The organism is Cellulophaga sp. L1A9, from assembly GCF_009797025.1.
In the GTDB taxonomy this organism is placed as follows: Bacteria; Bacteroidota; Bacteroidia; order Flavobacteriales; family Flavobacteriaceae; genus Cellulophaga.
In genome coordinates, this window is record NZ_CP047027.1 from 3,782,029 (window position 1) to 3,797,502 (window position 15,474).

Annotated in this window: 13 protein-coding genes and 1 pseudogene; 7 read left to right on the forward strand and 7 right to left on the reverse strand. The window is 34.6% G+C overall.

Translation table 11 applies throughout. The features are described 5' to 3' along the window. Positions 1–390 precede the first annotated feature (390 nt). Together GQR94_RS16645 and GQR94_RS16650 are read left to right on the forward strand one after the other, a co-directional pair. Positions 391–990, forward strand: a complete 600-nt coding sequence (locus tag GQR94_RS16645) for a transposase (RefSeq protein WP_255451572.1) — start codon at positions 391–393, stop codon at positions 988–990. Further along, positions 987–1,448, forward strand: coding sequence for a transposase (locus GQR94_RS16650; protein ID WP_158977075.1), 462 nt, complete (start codon positions 987–989; stop codon positions 1,446–1,448). The genes GQR94_RS16645 and GQR94_RS16650 overlap by 4 nt, the downstream gene beginning before the upstream one ends. Before the next feature lie 568 nt (positions 1,449–2,016). On the opposite strand, the gene GQR94_RS16655 is transcribed toward GQR94_RS16650, so the two are convergent. From GQR94_RS16655 to GQR94_RS16675, 5 genes are all read right to left on the reverse strand, one after another. Then, entirely contained in the window at positions 2,017–3,630 is a 1,614-nt protein-coding gene (locus GQR94_RS16655) for a carboxypeptidase-like regulatory domain-containing protein (protein ID WP_255451525.1), read from the reverse strand. A gap of 197 nt (positions 3,631–3,827) precedes the next feature. After that, positions 3,828–4,685 carry an IS3 family transposase gene (locus GQR94_RS16660; RefSeq protein ID WP_158977079.1) on the reverse strand — a complete coding sequence of 286 codons (858 nt, stop codon included), beginning with the start codon at positions 4,683–4,685 and terminating at the stop codon, positions 3,828–3,830. Then, positions 4,685–5,056, reverse strand: a complete 372-nt coding sequence (locus GQR94_RS16665; RefSeq protein WP_024479941.1) for a transposase — start codon at positions 5,054–5,056, stop codon at positions 4,685–4,687. Before GQR94_RS16665 ends, GQR94_RS16660 begins: the two co-directional genes overlap by 1 nt. Positions 5,057–5,306: 250 nt before the next feature. After that, a complete protein-coding gene (locus tag GQR94_RS16670) occupies positions 5,307–5,852 on the reverse strand; it encodes a hypothetical protein (RefSeq protein ID WP_158977201.1) in 546 nt (181 codons plus the stop codon). A gap of 233 nt (positions 5,853–6,085) precedes the next feature. Beyond that, on the reverse strand, positions 6,086–6,586 hold the full coding sequence (locus tag GQR94_RS16675) for a hypothetical protein (protein WP_158977203.1): 501 nt from the start codon (positions 6,584–6,586) through the stop codon (positions 6,086–6,088). A 381-nt stretch (positions 6,587–6,967) separates the two neighbouring features. Here GQR94_RS16675 and GQR94_RS16680 point away from each other — a divergent pair. Beyond that, a pseudogene (locus GQR94_RS16680) lies at positions 6,968–7,956 on the forward strand (IS110 family transposase). Positions 7,957–8,282: 326 nt separating this feature from the next. Here the strand turns inward: GQR94_RS16680 and GQR94_RS16685 are convergent. After that, positions 8,283–9,395 carry a hypothetical protein gene (locus GQR94_RS16685; protein WP_158977205.1) on the reverse strand — a complete coding sequence of 371 codons (1,113 nt, stop codon included), beginning with the start codon at positions 9,393–9,395 and terminating at the stop codon, positions 8,283–8,285. 338 nt (positions 9,396–9,733) lie between these two features. On the opposite strand from GQR94_RS16685, the gene GQR94_RS16690 reads away from it, so the two are divergent. From GQR94_RS16690 to GQR94_RS22705, 4 genes are all read left to right on the forward strand, one after another. Further along, positions 9,734–10,729 carry a transposase gene (locus GQR94_RS16690; RefSeq protein WP_158977214.1) on the forward strand — a complete coding sequence of 332 codons (996 nt, stop codon included), beginning with the start codon at positions 9,734–9,736 and terminating at the stop codon, positions 10,727–10,729. A gap of 41 nt (positions 10,730–10,770) precedes the next feature. Next, entirely contained in the window at positions 10,771–11,202 is a 432-nt protein-coding gene (locus GQR94_RS22695) for a transposase (protein ID WP_233268386.1), read from the forward strand. Positions 11,203–12,105: 903 nt separating this feature from the next. Continuing rightward, positions 12,106–12,858, forward strand: coding sequence for a transposase (locus tag GQR94_RS22700; protein WP_233268388.1), 753 nt, complete (start codon positions 12,106–12,108; stop codon positions 12,856–12,858). After that, the gene (locus tag GQR94_RS22705) at positions 12,750–13,571 is read left to right on the forward strand and encodes a transposase (protein WP_233268390.1); all 822 of its coding nucleotides are present in this window, start codon (positions 12,750–12,752) and stop codon (positions 13,569–13,571) included. The genes GQR94_RS22700 and GQR94_RS22705 overlap by 109 nt, the downstream gene beginning before the upstream one ends. Positions 13,572–13,792: 221 nt before the next feature. On the opposite strand, the gene GQR94_RS16705 is transcribed toward GQR94_RS22705, so the two are convergent. After that, positions 13,793–14,236, reverse strand: coding sequence for a lipocalin-like domain-containing protein (locus GQR94_RS16705; protein ID WP_158977217.1), 444 nt, complete (start codon positions 14,234–14,236; stop codon positions 13,793–13,795). Positions 14,237–15,474 lie beyond the last annotated feature (1,238 nt).

A 15,474-nucleotide genomic window follows, 5' to 3' on the forward strand; every position in this document is an offset into this window, starting at 1 on the left:
TAGCTCGTATGTTTGGTTATTAGTTTGAAGATAACATTTTTTTATCAATCAAGGAGACAATAAATGAGAGAGATTTAGAGGCTGAGCTAGATACAATTTTATTGATATCGTTGCATAGATTAACTACTCTCCTTAAGCTACTACTTTTATAAAAATAGTAGCTTGGATACAAACAAAAGCTAAAATAGGAGGGACAGAGAGTTCTCGGCTTGATACATTGTAAAGTGATATCGTTTCATAGAAACCCCGCCCTTCTATTATTTTCTTGGAATCTGAACAGTACCTAGGTCCTTTAGATAGAGATCGAATCAAGTGCGAGCAAAGATGATAAAGAGAATTACAGCTTAAAAAACCGAAGAAATGGAAAAGTATTTAAAATAGAGTCTGGGTATCGATGTTTCTAAATTGAACTTGTCATTATCACTAGGTGTTCTAAATGAAAAGCTGGTGAAGGAGTTCGACTCCCATCCCGATGTTTCAAATGATCTAAAGGGTTATAAGGTACTCTTAAAATGGTTGAAAGCATCAGTTGATAGTGAGGTGTTGCTATTGGTGGTGATGGAAGCTACCGGAGTATATCATCAAGGTATTGCGCATTATCTATACGAACAGGGATATAGCGTTTGTATAATGCAATCGGGTCGTGTAAAGCGGTACGCACAGAGTTTGGACCAACGTTCAAAAACGGATGCACTTGACAGTAGAATGCTCAGTATGCTTGGTCTAGAAAGAAACATCCGTCTTTGGCACCCGCCCAGTGAGGAGTTGCAGGAGCTAAAAGGGCTGAGCAGGGAACGCAGTTCATTGCTGAACGTTAGAACGATGGAGACCAATCGACAAGTCACTATCGCATCGAGCGTTCATAGCAATGCAAGGGCATTAAAAAGGCATAAGATCAGGTTAAAGCTTCTCAATACCCAGATAGCGGCAGTCGAAGAAGAGATGCGAATGCTGATCTCTAAAAATGAAGTATTGAAAAGGAAGTATTGAAAAGGAAGCTTGATTATTTGATAAGCATCCCTGGTGTATCGTTTATATCGGCAGCTACGATTATTGGAGAAACTTTAGGCTTCGAATCGATAGTCAATGCCAAGCAGTTGGCGAACTACGCCGGTTATGATGTGGTATTGAGGGAATCGGGGAACTTCAAGGGAAAGACCAGAATTAGTAAAAAAGGGAACAGCCATATAAGGGCGGTATTGCACATGCCTTCGATGACCTGTGTACGCTGTAACCCAACTTTGAAACAGTTCTACAATAGACTGAAGCCGAACAAGGCAAAGCCCTTAGTAGCACTTGTAGTGGAGCAGAGAAAACTATTGATTTTAATGTACACCTTATGGAAGAATGAAGAAGTCTATGATGCTAAATTTGAAATAAAAAAGCAGCAAAAGCATGAAGCTCTTGTTGCGCGGGATAACAGTTTGATAAATCAACCTGTTTCCTAAATTATTAAAGAAAAAACTTGTTTTTTAACACAGTACCTATACGTAGTGGGGGAGCGGGAATGCAATTCCCGTTGCGCCACGCCCCGTAGCAAAAACTTTTTGTTTTGTTTTATTGGTCTCAAATTAGGGTCTAAAACCCTGCAATTTATTGCAGTACTTTAGTGATACGAAAAAATCTAGCGCTTCAGGATTATAATTCACAAGCAATTACAAAGATTTAACGCGGTATTGGAACGTTAAGGACTTTAGTCCTTAGTAAACAAACCCCTGCACTTCTAGTGCAGGGTGGTTTAGTTTTTCTTTTCCAAAGCTAAATCCATAAGATTTTGCGACTTTATAAATATACACAGACCTTTCGGTTATACCCAAAACTCCGCATTGCGTTTAGGTTTTGTCAGCAAAAGTCGTGACCCGCAAGAGTAATCATAGGGCACTTTACACAGCTTAACCAACGATTGCACAACGATTCAATTAAGCTTACGTTTCGATTACGAAAATTGGCACCTTACGAAACCTATCTAGGTGAAGTCCATTTGCGTAAAGATTGGTATCAGTCTTCGAATAGTTTTTATTTAATAATATTCTTAAGTGGTGTATTCATCCAGTAATCATCGAAATTATTAGGTTTAATGATGGGTTGGTCTTTGAAAATAGGCCTTTGCTTGTCCATAAATAGACTATCCATTCGACTATTTACGTTCGGTTTTACTTCTTGTACAAAAAATTCCCGAAATTGATCGTAGTCCTTAGAAGTCCACTCGTTAATCAAATTACCGTCCACATCATACATATTGTACACTTTCGAGCTAAAAAACAATGAGTCGATGGTCCCTTTACTGGCAGCAATAGCTATTGACCTGAACATTTCTTTCGCCTTGTTAGACTTCATCTTGGGGTATAAGAGTATAGTTTTTCTGCTTTTGTCAGTATCATCATACACAATCTCCTTAAATCCTATTTTTTCCCCCTTGTATTTCAGAATATAGTTATCCCCGTTTATAGCACCCTGTAAGTCAGGAGGTCGATTAAAGGACATAGCAAAACATCGTTGAACGATATCTACATCTGTTGAGTCCAGTACAAACTTAGGGGGCTCCCAGATTTTAAATGTGTTATGAAAAGAAATATAATTGAGGTACATTCTGTCATTTTTAGGGCGGTATTCCGTGATAATCTCAAAAACCTGTTGGTTATTTGTTTTATGCCTGTTGGAAATACCGTTCGGCAAAGTTTTTTTACGGTCGTATACTGCGTACTCCATCTTATAGATTTCAAAATTTCTTTTTGATATGTACATGGTGCCATACGCACTGTAGCCCGAAAGTAGTTTGTTGAACTTAATGGTATAGAGAGGTTCGTCATCAAGATAGGTGTCAGACTCTTTTTTGAACTTGTGTTCAGAGAGTAAGTCAGATTTAAGGCGATGTACGAAAGAGTAAGAATCGATTTTATAATTGCGTATAGCATCATGAACCTTTAAAATGGTAAATTCATTACCGCCATAGGACGCCAAAAAAGCCTTGTCGATAACCTTGCGACCCTCTTTGAATTGATAGTCGTACGACCGCGATGTCAGAGTATCCCGTTTAAAATCATTATTCTCTAGATAGTCGAAAATCTTAACTTTAGTCGTAGCGGAATCAATGGCATCAAAGCCTTCATCAAATACTTCCAATATAGCTTCATTTAGATTTATATATCGCAAATTGTCTAATTGGTAATCACGATAATAACCTACTGTAGAAAAAGATTCGACTGGGTAATTTTCAGGTATCAACCTAAGGGCTCTGCGCACTATTTTTCTTGCCGTAAGTTTATTTTTCTTTTCTGCGATTACTACGGCTTCTTCTAGTTCCAATGTCGATGCTTGCAGTATCACATCGTTCAACTCGTAGATTGAAAAATCATGAATAATTATTTCTTTTGTCTGATATTCCATAGATGATATTTCAATAATATCACCGTACTCTTTATACTTTAAAGGAATTTTAAAACTTCCATCGATATTTGAAATAATTCCTAATGCTCGATCCTTTATTCGAATGCTAGCAAAGGCGATAGATTCCTGTGTTTCGGAATCCATTAGCTTACCAACAATATATTCACCTTGTTGAGATAAAATTGTATTTGACACTAGAAATAGCAAAAGAAAAAAGAAATGAGTTCGCAATATATTTCGCATGGTTAAAGAGTTTTTATTTTTTTTCGAATAAAGTTCATTTTATAATAACACTCAGACTTCTATGAAAGCTAAAAACTTCGAGTGTTCATATACTAAAGTAATCAGATATGAAAGTTTCGTTACCCATTTTATAGCTCAGAAAAATATGTTTTAAACTATGTCACGTCCTAAAATACGGCTACAGATTAATATTAGTTTTAAGCGGCATATTGATGCACGTAATTAGGTGTTTTATAATCTAAAGATAAATGTAATCTTTTTGAGTTGTATAATTTGATTGCATTTTTGGCTGCTTTTTTAGCATGGACCACACTGGTAAATGTTTGATCAAGATAGAATTCATCTTTTAGAATACCATTGACCCTTTCGGCTAGGGCGTTTTCATAGCAGTGATTTTCTTCTGTCATACTGATTTTAATTTTCTTTCTTTTTAGTATTTGGGTATAGACGTTACTGCAATATTGAATACCTCTGTCCGAGTGATGAATAAGGTGATCAATGTTCTTAGCATTGTAAATAGCCTTATTTAAAGCTCTGACACACCCTTTTAGCTCTAGGCTATCACTTAGGTCGTATCCAACGATTTTACGGGAATACATGTCTGTAATCAATGCTAGGTAACAGAATCCTTTTATGGTTCTGATATAGGTAATATCGGATGCCCAAACCTGATTAGGTCTATTGATTTTCAAGTCTTTTATAATATTACCATACTTGTAAAACCGGTGATATGAATTGGTGGTTCTAGAGGAGTACTTCTTTCTTCTAATGAGCAATCGATTTTCTCTTAAGATACGGAACAGCTGGTCTCTACCTACTTTAAGGTGGTACTTATGAAACTCATCTTTTAATGATCTCATGAGTTTTCTGGTACCTTCTCGAGGTAGTGTTCTTCTGCTTTTTCGAACAAGTTCGAGTACATCTTGTTCTATCTGTTTTTTGATAACAAAACGTTTTTGGAATTTGTAATAGGCATCTCTTTTCATATCAAAGGCATTACAGATAGTACCAATCGAATACAGCCTTTCATTACGGTTTATCGGTGCTACTTTCATCAAGGCTTTATGTTTAAGTTTTTTTTTAATTCTTCAACATCTCTATAGCCCAGGTTTTCGGCGGCTACCTCAAGATAGCTGTCGGTCACCAGTTTGTCTAGGTCCTTTTTAATAAGAAGGTCCTTAAGTTGTTTCAGCTCTTTTTGAAGGGCTTTGATACGGGAAAGTTCATCGTCTGTTTGCACGGTTACACGGGTGTTCATTAAATCTTTACGATCATACTTTTTGATCCATACATTTATAGTACTGGATTGTATACCGTAAGTTAATGCAATTTGTCTTTTGGAATGGTTTCCTTTGGTAAGTTCTGCCAAGACTTTGAGCTTAAAGCTCTCACTATAGCGTTTTACATATCCATCATTTTTATACATATACTTGAAGTGTTTTGTATACATATTTCAGGACGGGTCAAAATTACTTACAACGTTAAATATATGGCATTTAGGGCAGAAAATAAATAGTTACTTTCGGTTAAGCACTAAGCCAAACTTTTGTATTTTGATTTATCTTTTTTATCATAAAGCCAAATCAAAAGATTTGGCGACCTAGCAAACAAACAAAGGCTTTTCGAATAAACAATAAGCCGCCCTATTTGCTATATATAGTGTTGTACATAGTGTTTTACTGTGGGAATTTCACATAAGTAGTTTCCTCTTTATAATCTTTCCATTTAATTTTCAGAGTGTCCTTATTTGAAGAGTTAATGATTCCTTTTTGAATAAAGTCATTATAAAATACAGTAATCTCATTTTTATCTAAAATATATGGCATTGCACCATCACCATCATAATCAACGATATAAAAAGAGTTTTTGTCAAGTAAAAAATCAGCGTGTGGGCCGTCTGGGTCTAAAGTCCAAATTCCAAAAGCATTAGTTGTATCAATTTCAAGATTTCGAACGATTGATTTACTAGGACGCTTTATGTTTTCTATTTCTTTATCATCAGTATTATATTCCGAAACAGTATATTTCTCTCTATTTTGAGTATTAGCGAGTTCGTCATAGCTATTTATAATAGTGTCTTTATTAAAGTCTAATTTATCATCAATAATAGGTGCAGTTTTTTTAGAAATCACATCTATTTTTAAATTAGAGTTTTTGGTTTTAGGACTCTCTTTACAAGAAATATTAAATAAAATTAATGTCAATAAGAATATAAATTTCATTTTTTTTGGCATTATGTACAACGATGGAGCTATGAACAGTACGGGAGCAAATTAGCGTTTGCTTTCCGCCACGCACATAGCAAAATCTTTTTGTTTTGATTTATTTTTTCCTGTCCAGAGCAAAATCCAAAAGATTTTGCGGACTTCCTTAAAATACGCAAACCCAGCGATTAAGAATGAACCCCGTATTGTTTATAGGTTGTGTTGTAATTAGTTTTTTACACGCAAAGTGACTAATAATAAGTTTTATAAAACTTTATTTTTATATTTTCAGCTATTTTGTCGTTGACCGTGAATTTTTTAGACGGATAAGAGGGTCTGGGGAAAAACTCGAATCTGTCCGCCCAAAAATATTTTTTTCCTGTTTCTGATTCCGATAAATTTATTTTCCGATTCTCGGTCAGTTCAAGTTTTGTTTCGGTGTCAAATAAATCATATTCCAAACAAAAAACACCATTAGTCCTATTCATTCCTTCCGAAAGTCCGGCAATCCCAGGCTTTTTTATAGTTCCACGATAAATGACCTGTTCGTTATAAATAATTTCATATTCATAATTAACCAAATTGTTTTTTGTTGCTGCATCATAGTCTTTCTGTTCAGCTTTGAAAACTCCTCCTCCAAGATTTTTGGACAGATATTCTAATTCTTCCATATTCAGCTCTTCACGAACTAAATTCTGTGAGCTTAAATTATAGCTAGCAATTAATAGTAATAATGTTAGTGTTTTTCTCATAATTATATGGTTTTTAAAATTACTTACAACGTTTATGTATATGGAAAGTTGCGTGTTTGAGTGCGTGGATTTTCCGAAGGAAAATCGGATGCAAGCAAACAAAGCAACTCACATTGGTTAAGCTAAAACTAGCAATTTTTTATATACGGCTTAAGTTTGATTCTTAGTAAATTGTTGCTATAACTAGAAAGAACAAAAGAGAGAATTAAGGTTAGTATACACGGTGAAGCTTTAGACTTCGACAACATTGATAATCCTCTCTCTTTTACTACTTAAATCACGTTCAGTTCCCTGCCTGTCGGCAGACAGGTGTGAGACTTTAGATCTCGTTTTCAAGTTGTTGTGAGCAGAAGTAGCTAGTTCTTTCATAAAACATTTCTTATGAATAAATATAAAGAAACTTTTGGAGTTGACATCAGTAAACCTGCCTGCCGGCAGGCAGGGATGTCTTTGATGTACATGGTAGTAACCAAGGTCACGACCAGTATAAGAATGATGAAATTGGATTTAAGAAATTCCTTAAGGAATTACCCAAAAGTTCATTGGTCGTTATGGAAGCTACCGGTTATTATCATTACAGACTTGCACAGTTTCTTTACAAGAAAGGAGTAGTAGTTTCAGTAGTAAATCCATTATCGATAAAGCGGTTCATTCAAATGAAACTGGCCAAGGTAAAAACGGACAAGAGCGATGCCAAGGCTATATGTGAATATGCCCTTATCAACGAGGTTCCTATTTACAATGCTTTGACGGATACCCAGAGTGAGTGTCTACAGTTGTTCCGGTTATTGGATGCCTATTTAAAACAACGAACGGCAACCAAGAACAAAATACATGGGGAAGCGGTTTTAGGTATACCCTCAAAGTTTGTTTATCGTTCGTTGATACGCAACAAGAAGCAGCTCAATAAAGAAGTAACGGCAATTGAATCAAAGATTCTATCATTAGTGAAAGAGGACCAACAAGAGCAATTGACCTTGTTGACGTCAATACCTGGTATAGGGCAAAAGACCGCATTGTTCCTAATAGTGGTCACTGATGGTTTCAGTAAGTTCGAAACGGCATCACAGCTTTGTAGTTATGTAGGTATAACCCCAACGATACGAGAGTCGGGGAGCAGCGTAAGAGGTCGAGCGAGAATAAGTAAGGTCGGTAATAGAAAGCTTCGTAATCTATTGTTTCTATGTTCTTTCAATGCCTGTAAACACAACAAGGCATGCAGAGAGGTATATGAGCGAATCGTGAACAAAGGGAAGAGCAAGAAACTGGCACTGATAGCAGTTGCTAACAAACTACTTAAACAGTCCTTTGCTATCTCAAAATCTGGCAGACCCTATGATGAAGCTTATGTTTCTGTATTACCTAAATAAATAGGGAATAAACCGAATAAAAAAAGCTCAAGAATCTGTTTTTTGAATTTATGAGCCTAGAATAATAGTGTCTCAGATTAAGGAAGAATTTACTTGTTTTTTACCTCAGTTCTTTGTTGTATGTAGTTTTGTTATATGTTTATAGATTTTTTCTTTATTTCTGACTATTTATTCATCAATTTTTTATAATTTTCTTATGTATTTAATGAAACTCCCAATTGTATTGTGATTTGAATTTATCTAAGTATAATAACACTTAACTTTAAAATGAAAAAACTGATATTTGAGTTTGTAAAATATAAATTTGGTTGGTTGTTTAGAAAAACTTAATTAACATGTGGTGATTCGCAAATCATAATTTTGTTGTTTTGAATATATGCTATGTATTTTTCATTAATAAAAAATGGATGAATGGCCTCATGTTCTGGAACTATTTTTATCACTTGCTTTTTTTCTAAATCAGCTTCCCAAATACATCGATAATTAAAACCACTATTATCAAAATATAGTATATTCTTGGTATTGTGCCAGTCTAATCCTCCAAAAAATAGTTTTTTGTCTGAGTCATTATCTATAATATAATCGTTATCAACTGTAAAAAAACTATTAAAATTAAAATCAATCTTTTTTAATTTATTCAATTTGTTAAAGCTAAAAGATTCAAATTGTCTATATCTAAAATCAATTGAATAAGCATCAGTAATCGCAACTATTGAATTGTTATAGTTGAAAAATGCCCTCATAGGATAGCCTTCATTAAAATAAACATCTGATAAAATATTATCATAAACTCTTTCTGATTTTTTCTTAGAGTTAATCTTGTAAACATAAAATTCCTTTTTACGGTCGGCGTTTAATTTATAATAATATACATCATTGCCCTTTATAATAATATTGTCTAGTTGCTTTAATAGAGAATCATCAAGATGTCTCTCTTCAGTATGATGATCAAAATATGCACCTTTTGAAGGTATTTTAAAAGTATCTATTACGATTATTTGCTTTAACTCGTCTAATTCATATAGAGCCACATTAAAATTGTTTTTTGAATAATTTTGTATTCCTAAAAAATAAAAATACATTTTTCCATTAAGTTCACTAACTTTAACGTTACAATATATTTCACCTTCATTTTTCGAAGTGTAAAATTCACCACGTTTCCAATATTCGTCTTTAACAGTTTGTTTATAATCTATAGGGAGATAATTTAACACGCTCGAACTTTGTTTTAACTTTTGCTTTAAAAAAATAACACTATCACGAAAATTTTCTTGATTTCGAAGAATATCCTTATATCTTATTTTTATATCAGTAAGAGAATCTTTTGTAATTCGTAATTTTTGTTCAAGTTCTTTGATACGTTTATTTTCTGCTTCATTTTGAATATCACAAGCAAACAAAAACATTGTAGTAGCTATTAAATATATATATTTTGTCATGATTAGATTACTTTTTTATAAATAAAACCTCATTTTTTTAATAAGATTTTATTTATATTTAGGTATGTAATTACATACAACGGTTTAGCTATGAACAGTACGGGAGCAAACTAACGTTTGCTTTCCGCCACGCACATAGCGAAATCTTTTTGTTTTGTTTTTTCTTTTCCTTGTTTAAAGCAAAATCCTAAAGATTTTGCGGACTTTATAAAAATACACAAACCCTGCGATTAAGCCCGCAGTCCGTATTGTTTATAGGTTGTGTGCCTGTTGCACAAGTTAGCAATTAATTGACATATCGTTAAAGTAAATTATTGATTGATTTCTTAACTTTAAGGATGCAAGGCAAAAAAACATATCAAGAAAAGCTTTTTAATAGTTTTCGCTTAAGCGAACGAGTTCCTCAAGACAATTTTTATCGTTTATTAAAAGGTGTATTAGATTTAAATTTTCTCTATGTTCAAACCAAGAGTTACTATGGCGATAGCGGCCAGAAGAGTATAGATCCGGTAGTGTTTTTCAAGTTGTGTTTAGTTGGTTATTTAGAGAATATTATCAGTGACCGTAAATTAATACAGCATTGTTCTATGCGATTAGATATTCTCTATTTCATTGATTACGATTTAGACGAGGAGCTTCCTTGGCACAGTACGATAAGTAGGACTCGTCAGTTGTTTCCTGAGTCAGTATTTGAAGAAGTTTTCACTAAAGTACTTAGTATGTGTATAGAAAAGGGCATGGTGAGTGGTCATACCCAAGCTATTGATTCTGCCCCTATAAAAGCGAATGCAAGTATGGATACTTTGGAGCTTAAAGTACCTGAAGAAGATTTGCAAGCACATTTGCGAAAGGTTCGTGTGTTTAGTTCTATGGACAAAGAAACACCGCATCGTAAAAGCAAAGGCGATAAGTCAGATAGAGGTCAGCGTATCGTTACAGCGAGCAAGAAAGAACTAGGTGCTATCCAAAGCAGAAATAAGAAATGGAGTACAGATCAAGACCAACGACCAGGGTCAGGAAACAAAGGCTCGAAGTATACCAGTAATAAAACCCATTATAGTCCTACTGATCCAGATGCTCGGATTAGTGTAAAGCCTGGCAAGGCTCGGAAGCTAAATTACTTGAGTCAGTTAAGTGTGGATACGGCTAGTCATGTCATCACCGACATTCGGGCGTATCATGCTGATGGTAAGGACAATCAACAATTGCCAGATATAGTAGAACGTTTACATAAGCGTTTGTGGCAACAGGGTCTGTTTTGGGAAAATTGTGTTGCGGACACTGGCTACAGTAGTGGCGAGAACTATGCTTATTTAGAGCAAAAAAGGACTTAAAAGTTTTATTCCTCCACATGGGACCTATAAAGGTGGACCGGATGGTTTTATTTATAATAGGGAAGAAGATTATTATCAGTGCCCACAAGGAAAGATTATTCCCTTTACCAAAGCGTTTAATGATTATAGAACGGGGAACAAAGAAGAAAGAATATAGGGCACGAAAACATGTTTGTGTTGCTTGCCCAATGCGCAGTAGTTGTCTAGGGAAAAGTGCCCAAGAAAAGAAGTTTAGTGTAACGTATTACCGAGAAGAATATGAACGTAATAATGCTAGGGTACACAGTCCACAGGGCAGATACATGAAAGGCAAACGCCAAAGTACAGTTGAACCCGTATTTGGTACTTTAACGCAGTTTATGGGCTTACGGAAAATAAATACGCTAGGCTTAAAACAAGCCAATAAGGTGATGCACCTATCAGCAATAGCCTATAATCTGAAGACCTGCCTGCCGGCAGGCAGGAGTACCTGAAATTCACTCAAAAACACGTAAAAAGTGGAGCAGGAATGGGGTCTTTGTTCATTCTTCTAAAAAAGACTTTATATGCTCTAAAAAACTCATGTTTAAGCACCTCAAAAATAACCAATTACTTGACTAATTGAAAAATGAAACCGCCTTAAAAGGCGGTTATAAAGGCCATTATTTTATAAATTATGGAGTTGTGCAACGGTTACTGTTGTTACCAACTGTTTTTTTTCGTCCGAGTGTTCCGTTATCTTTGGGTTTCCTTTCTCTTTTTATTCCGCTCGAGTAAAAAGTCCGTCACATTTTCCTTTTTTTGAATCCGTTCAGATTTACAATTCTATCCGTACTTTTTTCCGTTCGACTGGAATCGGTCTGCGCAAACTTGCTAAAAAGTCCGTCTGCGTTTCGATTGCGCAAGAGTAAAAATTCCCACATATAGTTTTTCAGAAATCCGTACGTATTTTTTCCGCTTCGTTTAGACTTCGTAATACCATAAAAAATGCTGATACGAGCCATATTGTGAACCAGAAATAGATACAATTTCCAACTTATTTGTGTTTGCATTCACAAAATCTACAAGTTTTTGCTTTTTATTAAATTCGATAACTTTTAATTTTTTTTCCATCTCTAATGTTTGTCAAAATAGTTGGTAACGTTAAATATATGGCAAGTTGGGCAGAAAATAAGCGATTACTTTCGGTTTAACCACAAGCCAAATCTTTTTATTTTGTTTTAATTTTTCTTATTTAATACCAAATCAAAAGATTTGGCGACTTTGCAAATAGAAACAGACCTTTGGATTAAACACTAATCTCCCAATTTGCTATATATAGTGTGCCTGTTGCACAAGTTAGCAATTAATTGACATAGCGTTAAAGTAAATTATTGATTGATTTCTTAACTTTAAGGATGCAAGGCAAAAAAACATATCAAGAAAAGCTTTTTAATAGTTTTCGCTTAAGCGAACGAGTTCCTCAAGACAATTTTTATCGTTTATTAAAAGGTGTATTAGATTTAAATTTTCTCTATGTTCAAACCAAGAGTTACTATGGCGACAGTGGCCAGAAGAGTATAGATCCGGTAGTGTTTTTCAAGTTGTGTTTAGTTGGTTATTTAGAGAATATTATCAGTGACCGTAAATTAATACAGCATTGTTCTATGCGATTAGATATTCTCTATTTCATTGATTACGATTTAGACGAGGAGCTTCCTTGGCACAGTACGATAAGTAGGACTCGTCAGTTGTTTCCTGAGTCAGTATTTGAAGAAGTTTTCACTAAAGTACTTAGTATGTGTATAGAAAAGGGCATGGTGAGTGGCCATACACAAGCTATTGATTCTGCCCCTATAAAAGCGAATGCAAGTATGGATACTTTGGAGCTTAAAGTACCTGAAGAAGATTTGCAAGCACATTTGCGAAAGGTTCGTGTGTTTAGTTCTATGGACAAAGAAACACCGCATCGTAAAAGCAAAGGCGATAAGTCAGATAGAGGTCAGCGTATCGTTACAGCGAGCAAGAAAGAACTAGGTGCTATCCAAAGCAGAAATAAGAAATGGAGTACAGATCAAGACAACGACCAGGGTCAGGAAACAAAGGCTCGAAGTATACCAGTAATAAAACCCATTATAGTCCTACTGATCCAGATGCTCGGATTAGTGTAAAGCCTGGCAAGGCTCGGAAGCTAAATTACTTGAGTCAGTTAAGTGTGGATACGGCTAGTCATGTCATCACCGACATTCGGGCGTATCATGCTGATGGAAAAGACAATCAACAATTACCAGATATAGTAGAACGTTTACATAAGCGTTTGTGGCAACAGGGTCTGTTTTGGGAAAATTGTGTTGCGGACACTGGCTACAGTAGTGGCGAGAACTATGCTTATTTAGAGCAGAAAGGACTTAGAAGTTTTATTCCTCCACATGGGACCTATAAAGGTGGTCCGGATGGTTTTATTTATAATAGAGAAGAAGATTATTATCAGTGTCCACAAGGAAAGATTATCCCCTTTACTAAAGCGTTTAATGATTATAGAACAGGAACAAAAAAGAAAGAATATAGGGCACGAAAACATGTTTGTGTTGCTTGCCCAATGCGCAGTAGTTGTCTAGGGAAAAGTGCCCAAGAAAAGAAGTTTAGTGTAACGTATTACCGAGAAGAATATGAACGTAATAATGCTAGGGTACACAGTCCACAGGGCAGATACATGAAAGGCAAACGGCAAAGTACAGTTGAACCCGTATTTGGTACTTTAACGCAGTTTATGGGCTTACGGAAAATAAATACGCTAGGCTTAAAACAAGCCAATAAGGTGATGCACCTATCAGCAATAGCCTATAATCTGAAGACCTGCCTGCCGGCAGGCAGGAGTACCTGAAATTCACTCAAAAACACGTAAAAAGTGGAGCAGGAATGGGGTCTTTATTCATTCTTCTAAAAAAGACCTTATATGCTCTAAAAAACTCATGTTTAAGCACCTCAAAAATAACCAGTTACTTAACTAATTGAAAAATGAAACCGCCTTAAAAGGCGGTTATAAAGGCCATTATTTTATAAATTATGGAGTTGTGCAACGGTTACTATTGTTGTAAACAGTATTTATTTCCGTTTGTAAATTAAAACGTATTTTTCTCTATCTGCTATTGTCATTCCATCTTTTGAATAAATCAATATTTTTTCCTTTACAGGTTTCTGATAATAAAATCCGTCTTTTCTTTTCTTTACAATTTTTGCTTTTTTCAGAGATGGCAAATATGGACTGTCAGGTGCAATTTGTAATTCTAAATTTATCTCTTGAGTCTTTTTGTCAAAATACCAAGTTCCAAATGACACATTCAACGGATTAAAACTTTTATATGTTCCATCTTCATTGAAAATATAACTATCTCTATTCACATTTTCAATTCCCATATCTCTTCCGAATCTTATCAAAGGAATTTTAGTTTGCTTTTCTCCATTCTCATCTTGCAATTCTATAAACTCCCATTCTCCAATTAAATCAGATTCAGTTAAGTTTTGAGAAATTCCGACTTGGAAAATCAATAATGATAGTATTAAGAATATTGTTTTTCTCATATGGTTGGTAACGATAGATGTATAATTTGTGGCCTTTATTCATATCAGTTAGTTTAGGCCATAAATTATACAGCGTGTTGTGTGCCGTTTTATTTTAATTTTTACTTTTCTAAAATTAGCAATAAAAAAGGTAACCGTTTAAAATACCGAACGTAATAGATCCATTTTTTTAAAGATTACCCATACTTATGTTTTTATGTAGAAGCATGAAACGTTAGTATGGGAAACAGAAAAATCGATCTCCTATTTTGTTATAAATCCATAATTATTTGACTTTGTATTTTATTTTAACGTCCTTATAACAAGTATTTTAACGTGATAACGTTTAGAAAGTCTTCTTTCTACGCCATCAAGCGCAATACTTGAGTTATAATTCCATCCTAAAGGCTGTAATTTATAACTAACAAAACAGGAGATCTCCCATTTCTTTATTCATAAACCTTTATTCATAAACTTTAAAAAAATGTCTTAGCGGTATTGCAAATGGCATCACAACGTTTAGGCTATGAGTAGTGCGGAAGCAAACTTGCGTTTAACTTACCTTTAAGCACTTAGCCAAAGCATTTTATTTGCGTTTAATTTTATTTGGTTCTAAATGTCTAATCAAACTGGTTTGGCGACATAGTAAATATACACAAACGATTTAATTAAACACCAAACCTCCGCATTACTTATAGGGTTTGTTACCACACGTTTTTTATTCTAACATACGACTACGTAACGCTTTTCCGCTTTTATTTTCCGTAAAGATTGGCGATTACTATTTAGTTTTGAGTGTAGAATTCTTTTGCGCATAAACAGGCTAAAATCCGACCGTAACAGTTGCGTTTGAGTAAGAATTTCGGCTTAGGTAAACTAGCTAAATTCCTTTTGAAGTATTGGTATAATTACCGTAGAAATCTGCTAAAAATCGATGTTCAAATTAAGGGGTAGGGAGTAACTTGTTCATTCTGTGCTTAAGCGCTCCTCGCTTGCACGACTTTCTCAAGTTACTCCTTTCCAAGGTAATATGAAAATAAATTTGTTGTAGTGTACTGATTATTAGTTTATTGCAATTTCAGAAAGATTTAGGTATTTGTTTATTCATTTTTTTCTTGATAAAAAAACGAACCAAAAAAATCAAGGCTTGACCCTTCGGATATATTTCACATCCTTATTCGCTAAATCAAATGAACTCGCTATCGCTCAAACAGCATTTGATTCTT

Coding starts and splice junctions, on each gene's coding strand:
- GQR94_RS22705 (WP_233268390.1), top strand. CDS start 12,750: ATGGAGTACAGATCAAGACAACGACCAGGGTCAGGAAACAAAGGCTCG.
- GQR94_RS16665 (WP_024479941.1), bottom strand. CDS start 5,056: ATGTATAAAAATGATGGATATGTAAAACGCTATAGTGAGAGCTTTAAG.
- GQR94_RS16675 (WP_158977203.1), bottom strand. CDS start 6,586: ATGAGAAAAACACTAACATTATTACTATTAATTGCTAGCTATAATTTA.
- GQR94_RS16690 (WP_158977214.1), top strand. CDS start 9,734: ATGCAAGGCAAAAAAACATATCAAGAAAAGCTTTTTAATAGTTTTCGC.
- GQR94_RS22695 (WP_233268386.1), top strand. CDS start 10,771: ATGGTTTTATTTATAATAGGGAAGAAGATTATTATCAGTGCCCACAAG.
- GQR94_RS16685 (WP_158977205.1), bottom strand. CDS start 9,395: ATGACAAAATATATATATTTAATAGCTACTACAATGTTTTTGTTTGCT.
- GQR94_RS16670 (WP_158977201.1), bottom strand. CDS start 5,852: ATGAAATTTATATTCTTATTGACATTAATTTTATTTAATATTTCTTGT.
- GQR94_RS16655 (WP_255451525.1), bottom strand. CDS start 3,630: ATGCGAAATATATTGCGAACTCATTTCTTTTTTCTTTTGCTATTTCTA.
- GQR94_RS16660 (WP_158977079.1), bottom strand. CDS start 4,685: ATGAAAGTAGCACCGATAAACCGTAATGAAAGGCTGTATTCGATTGGT.
- GQR94_RS22700 (WP_233268388.1), top strand. CDS start 12,106: ATGCAAGGCAAAAAAACATATCAAGAAAAGCTTTTTAATAGTTTTCGC.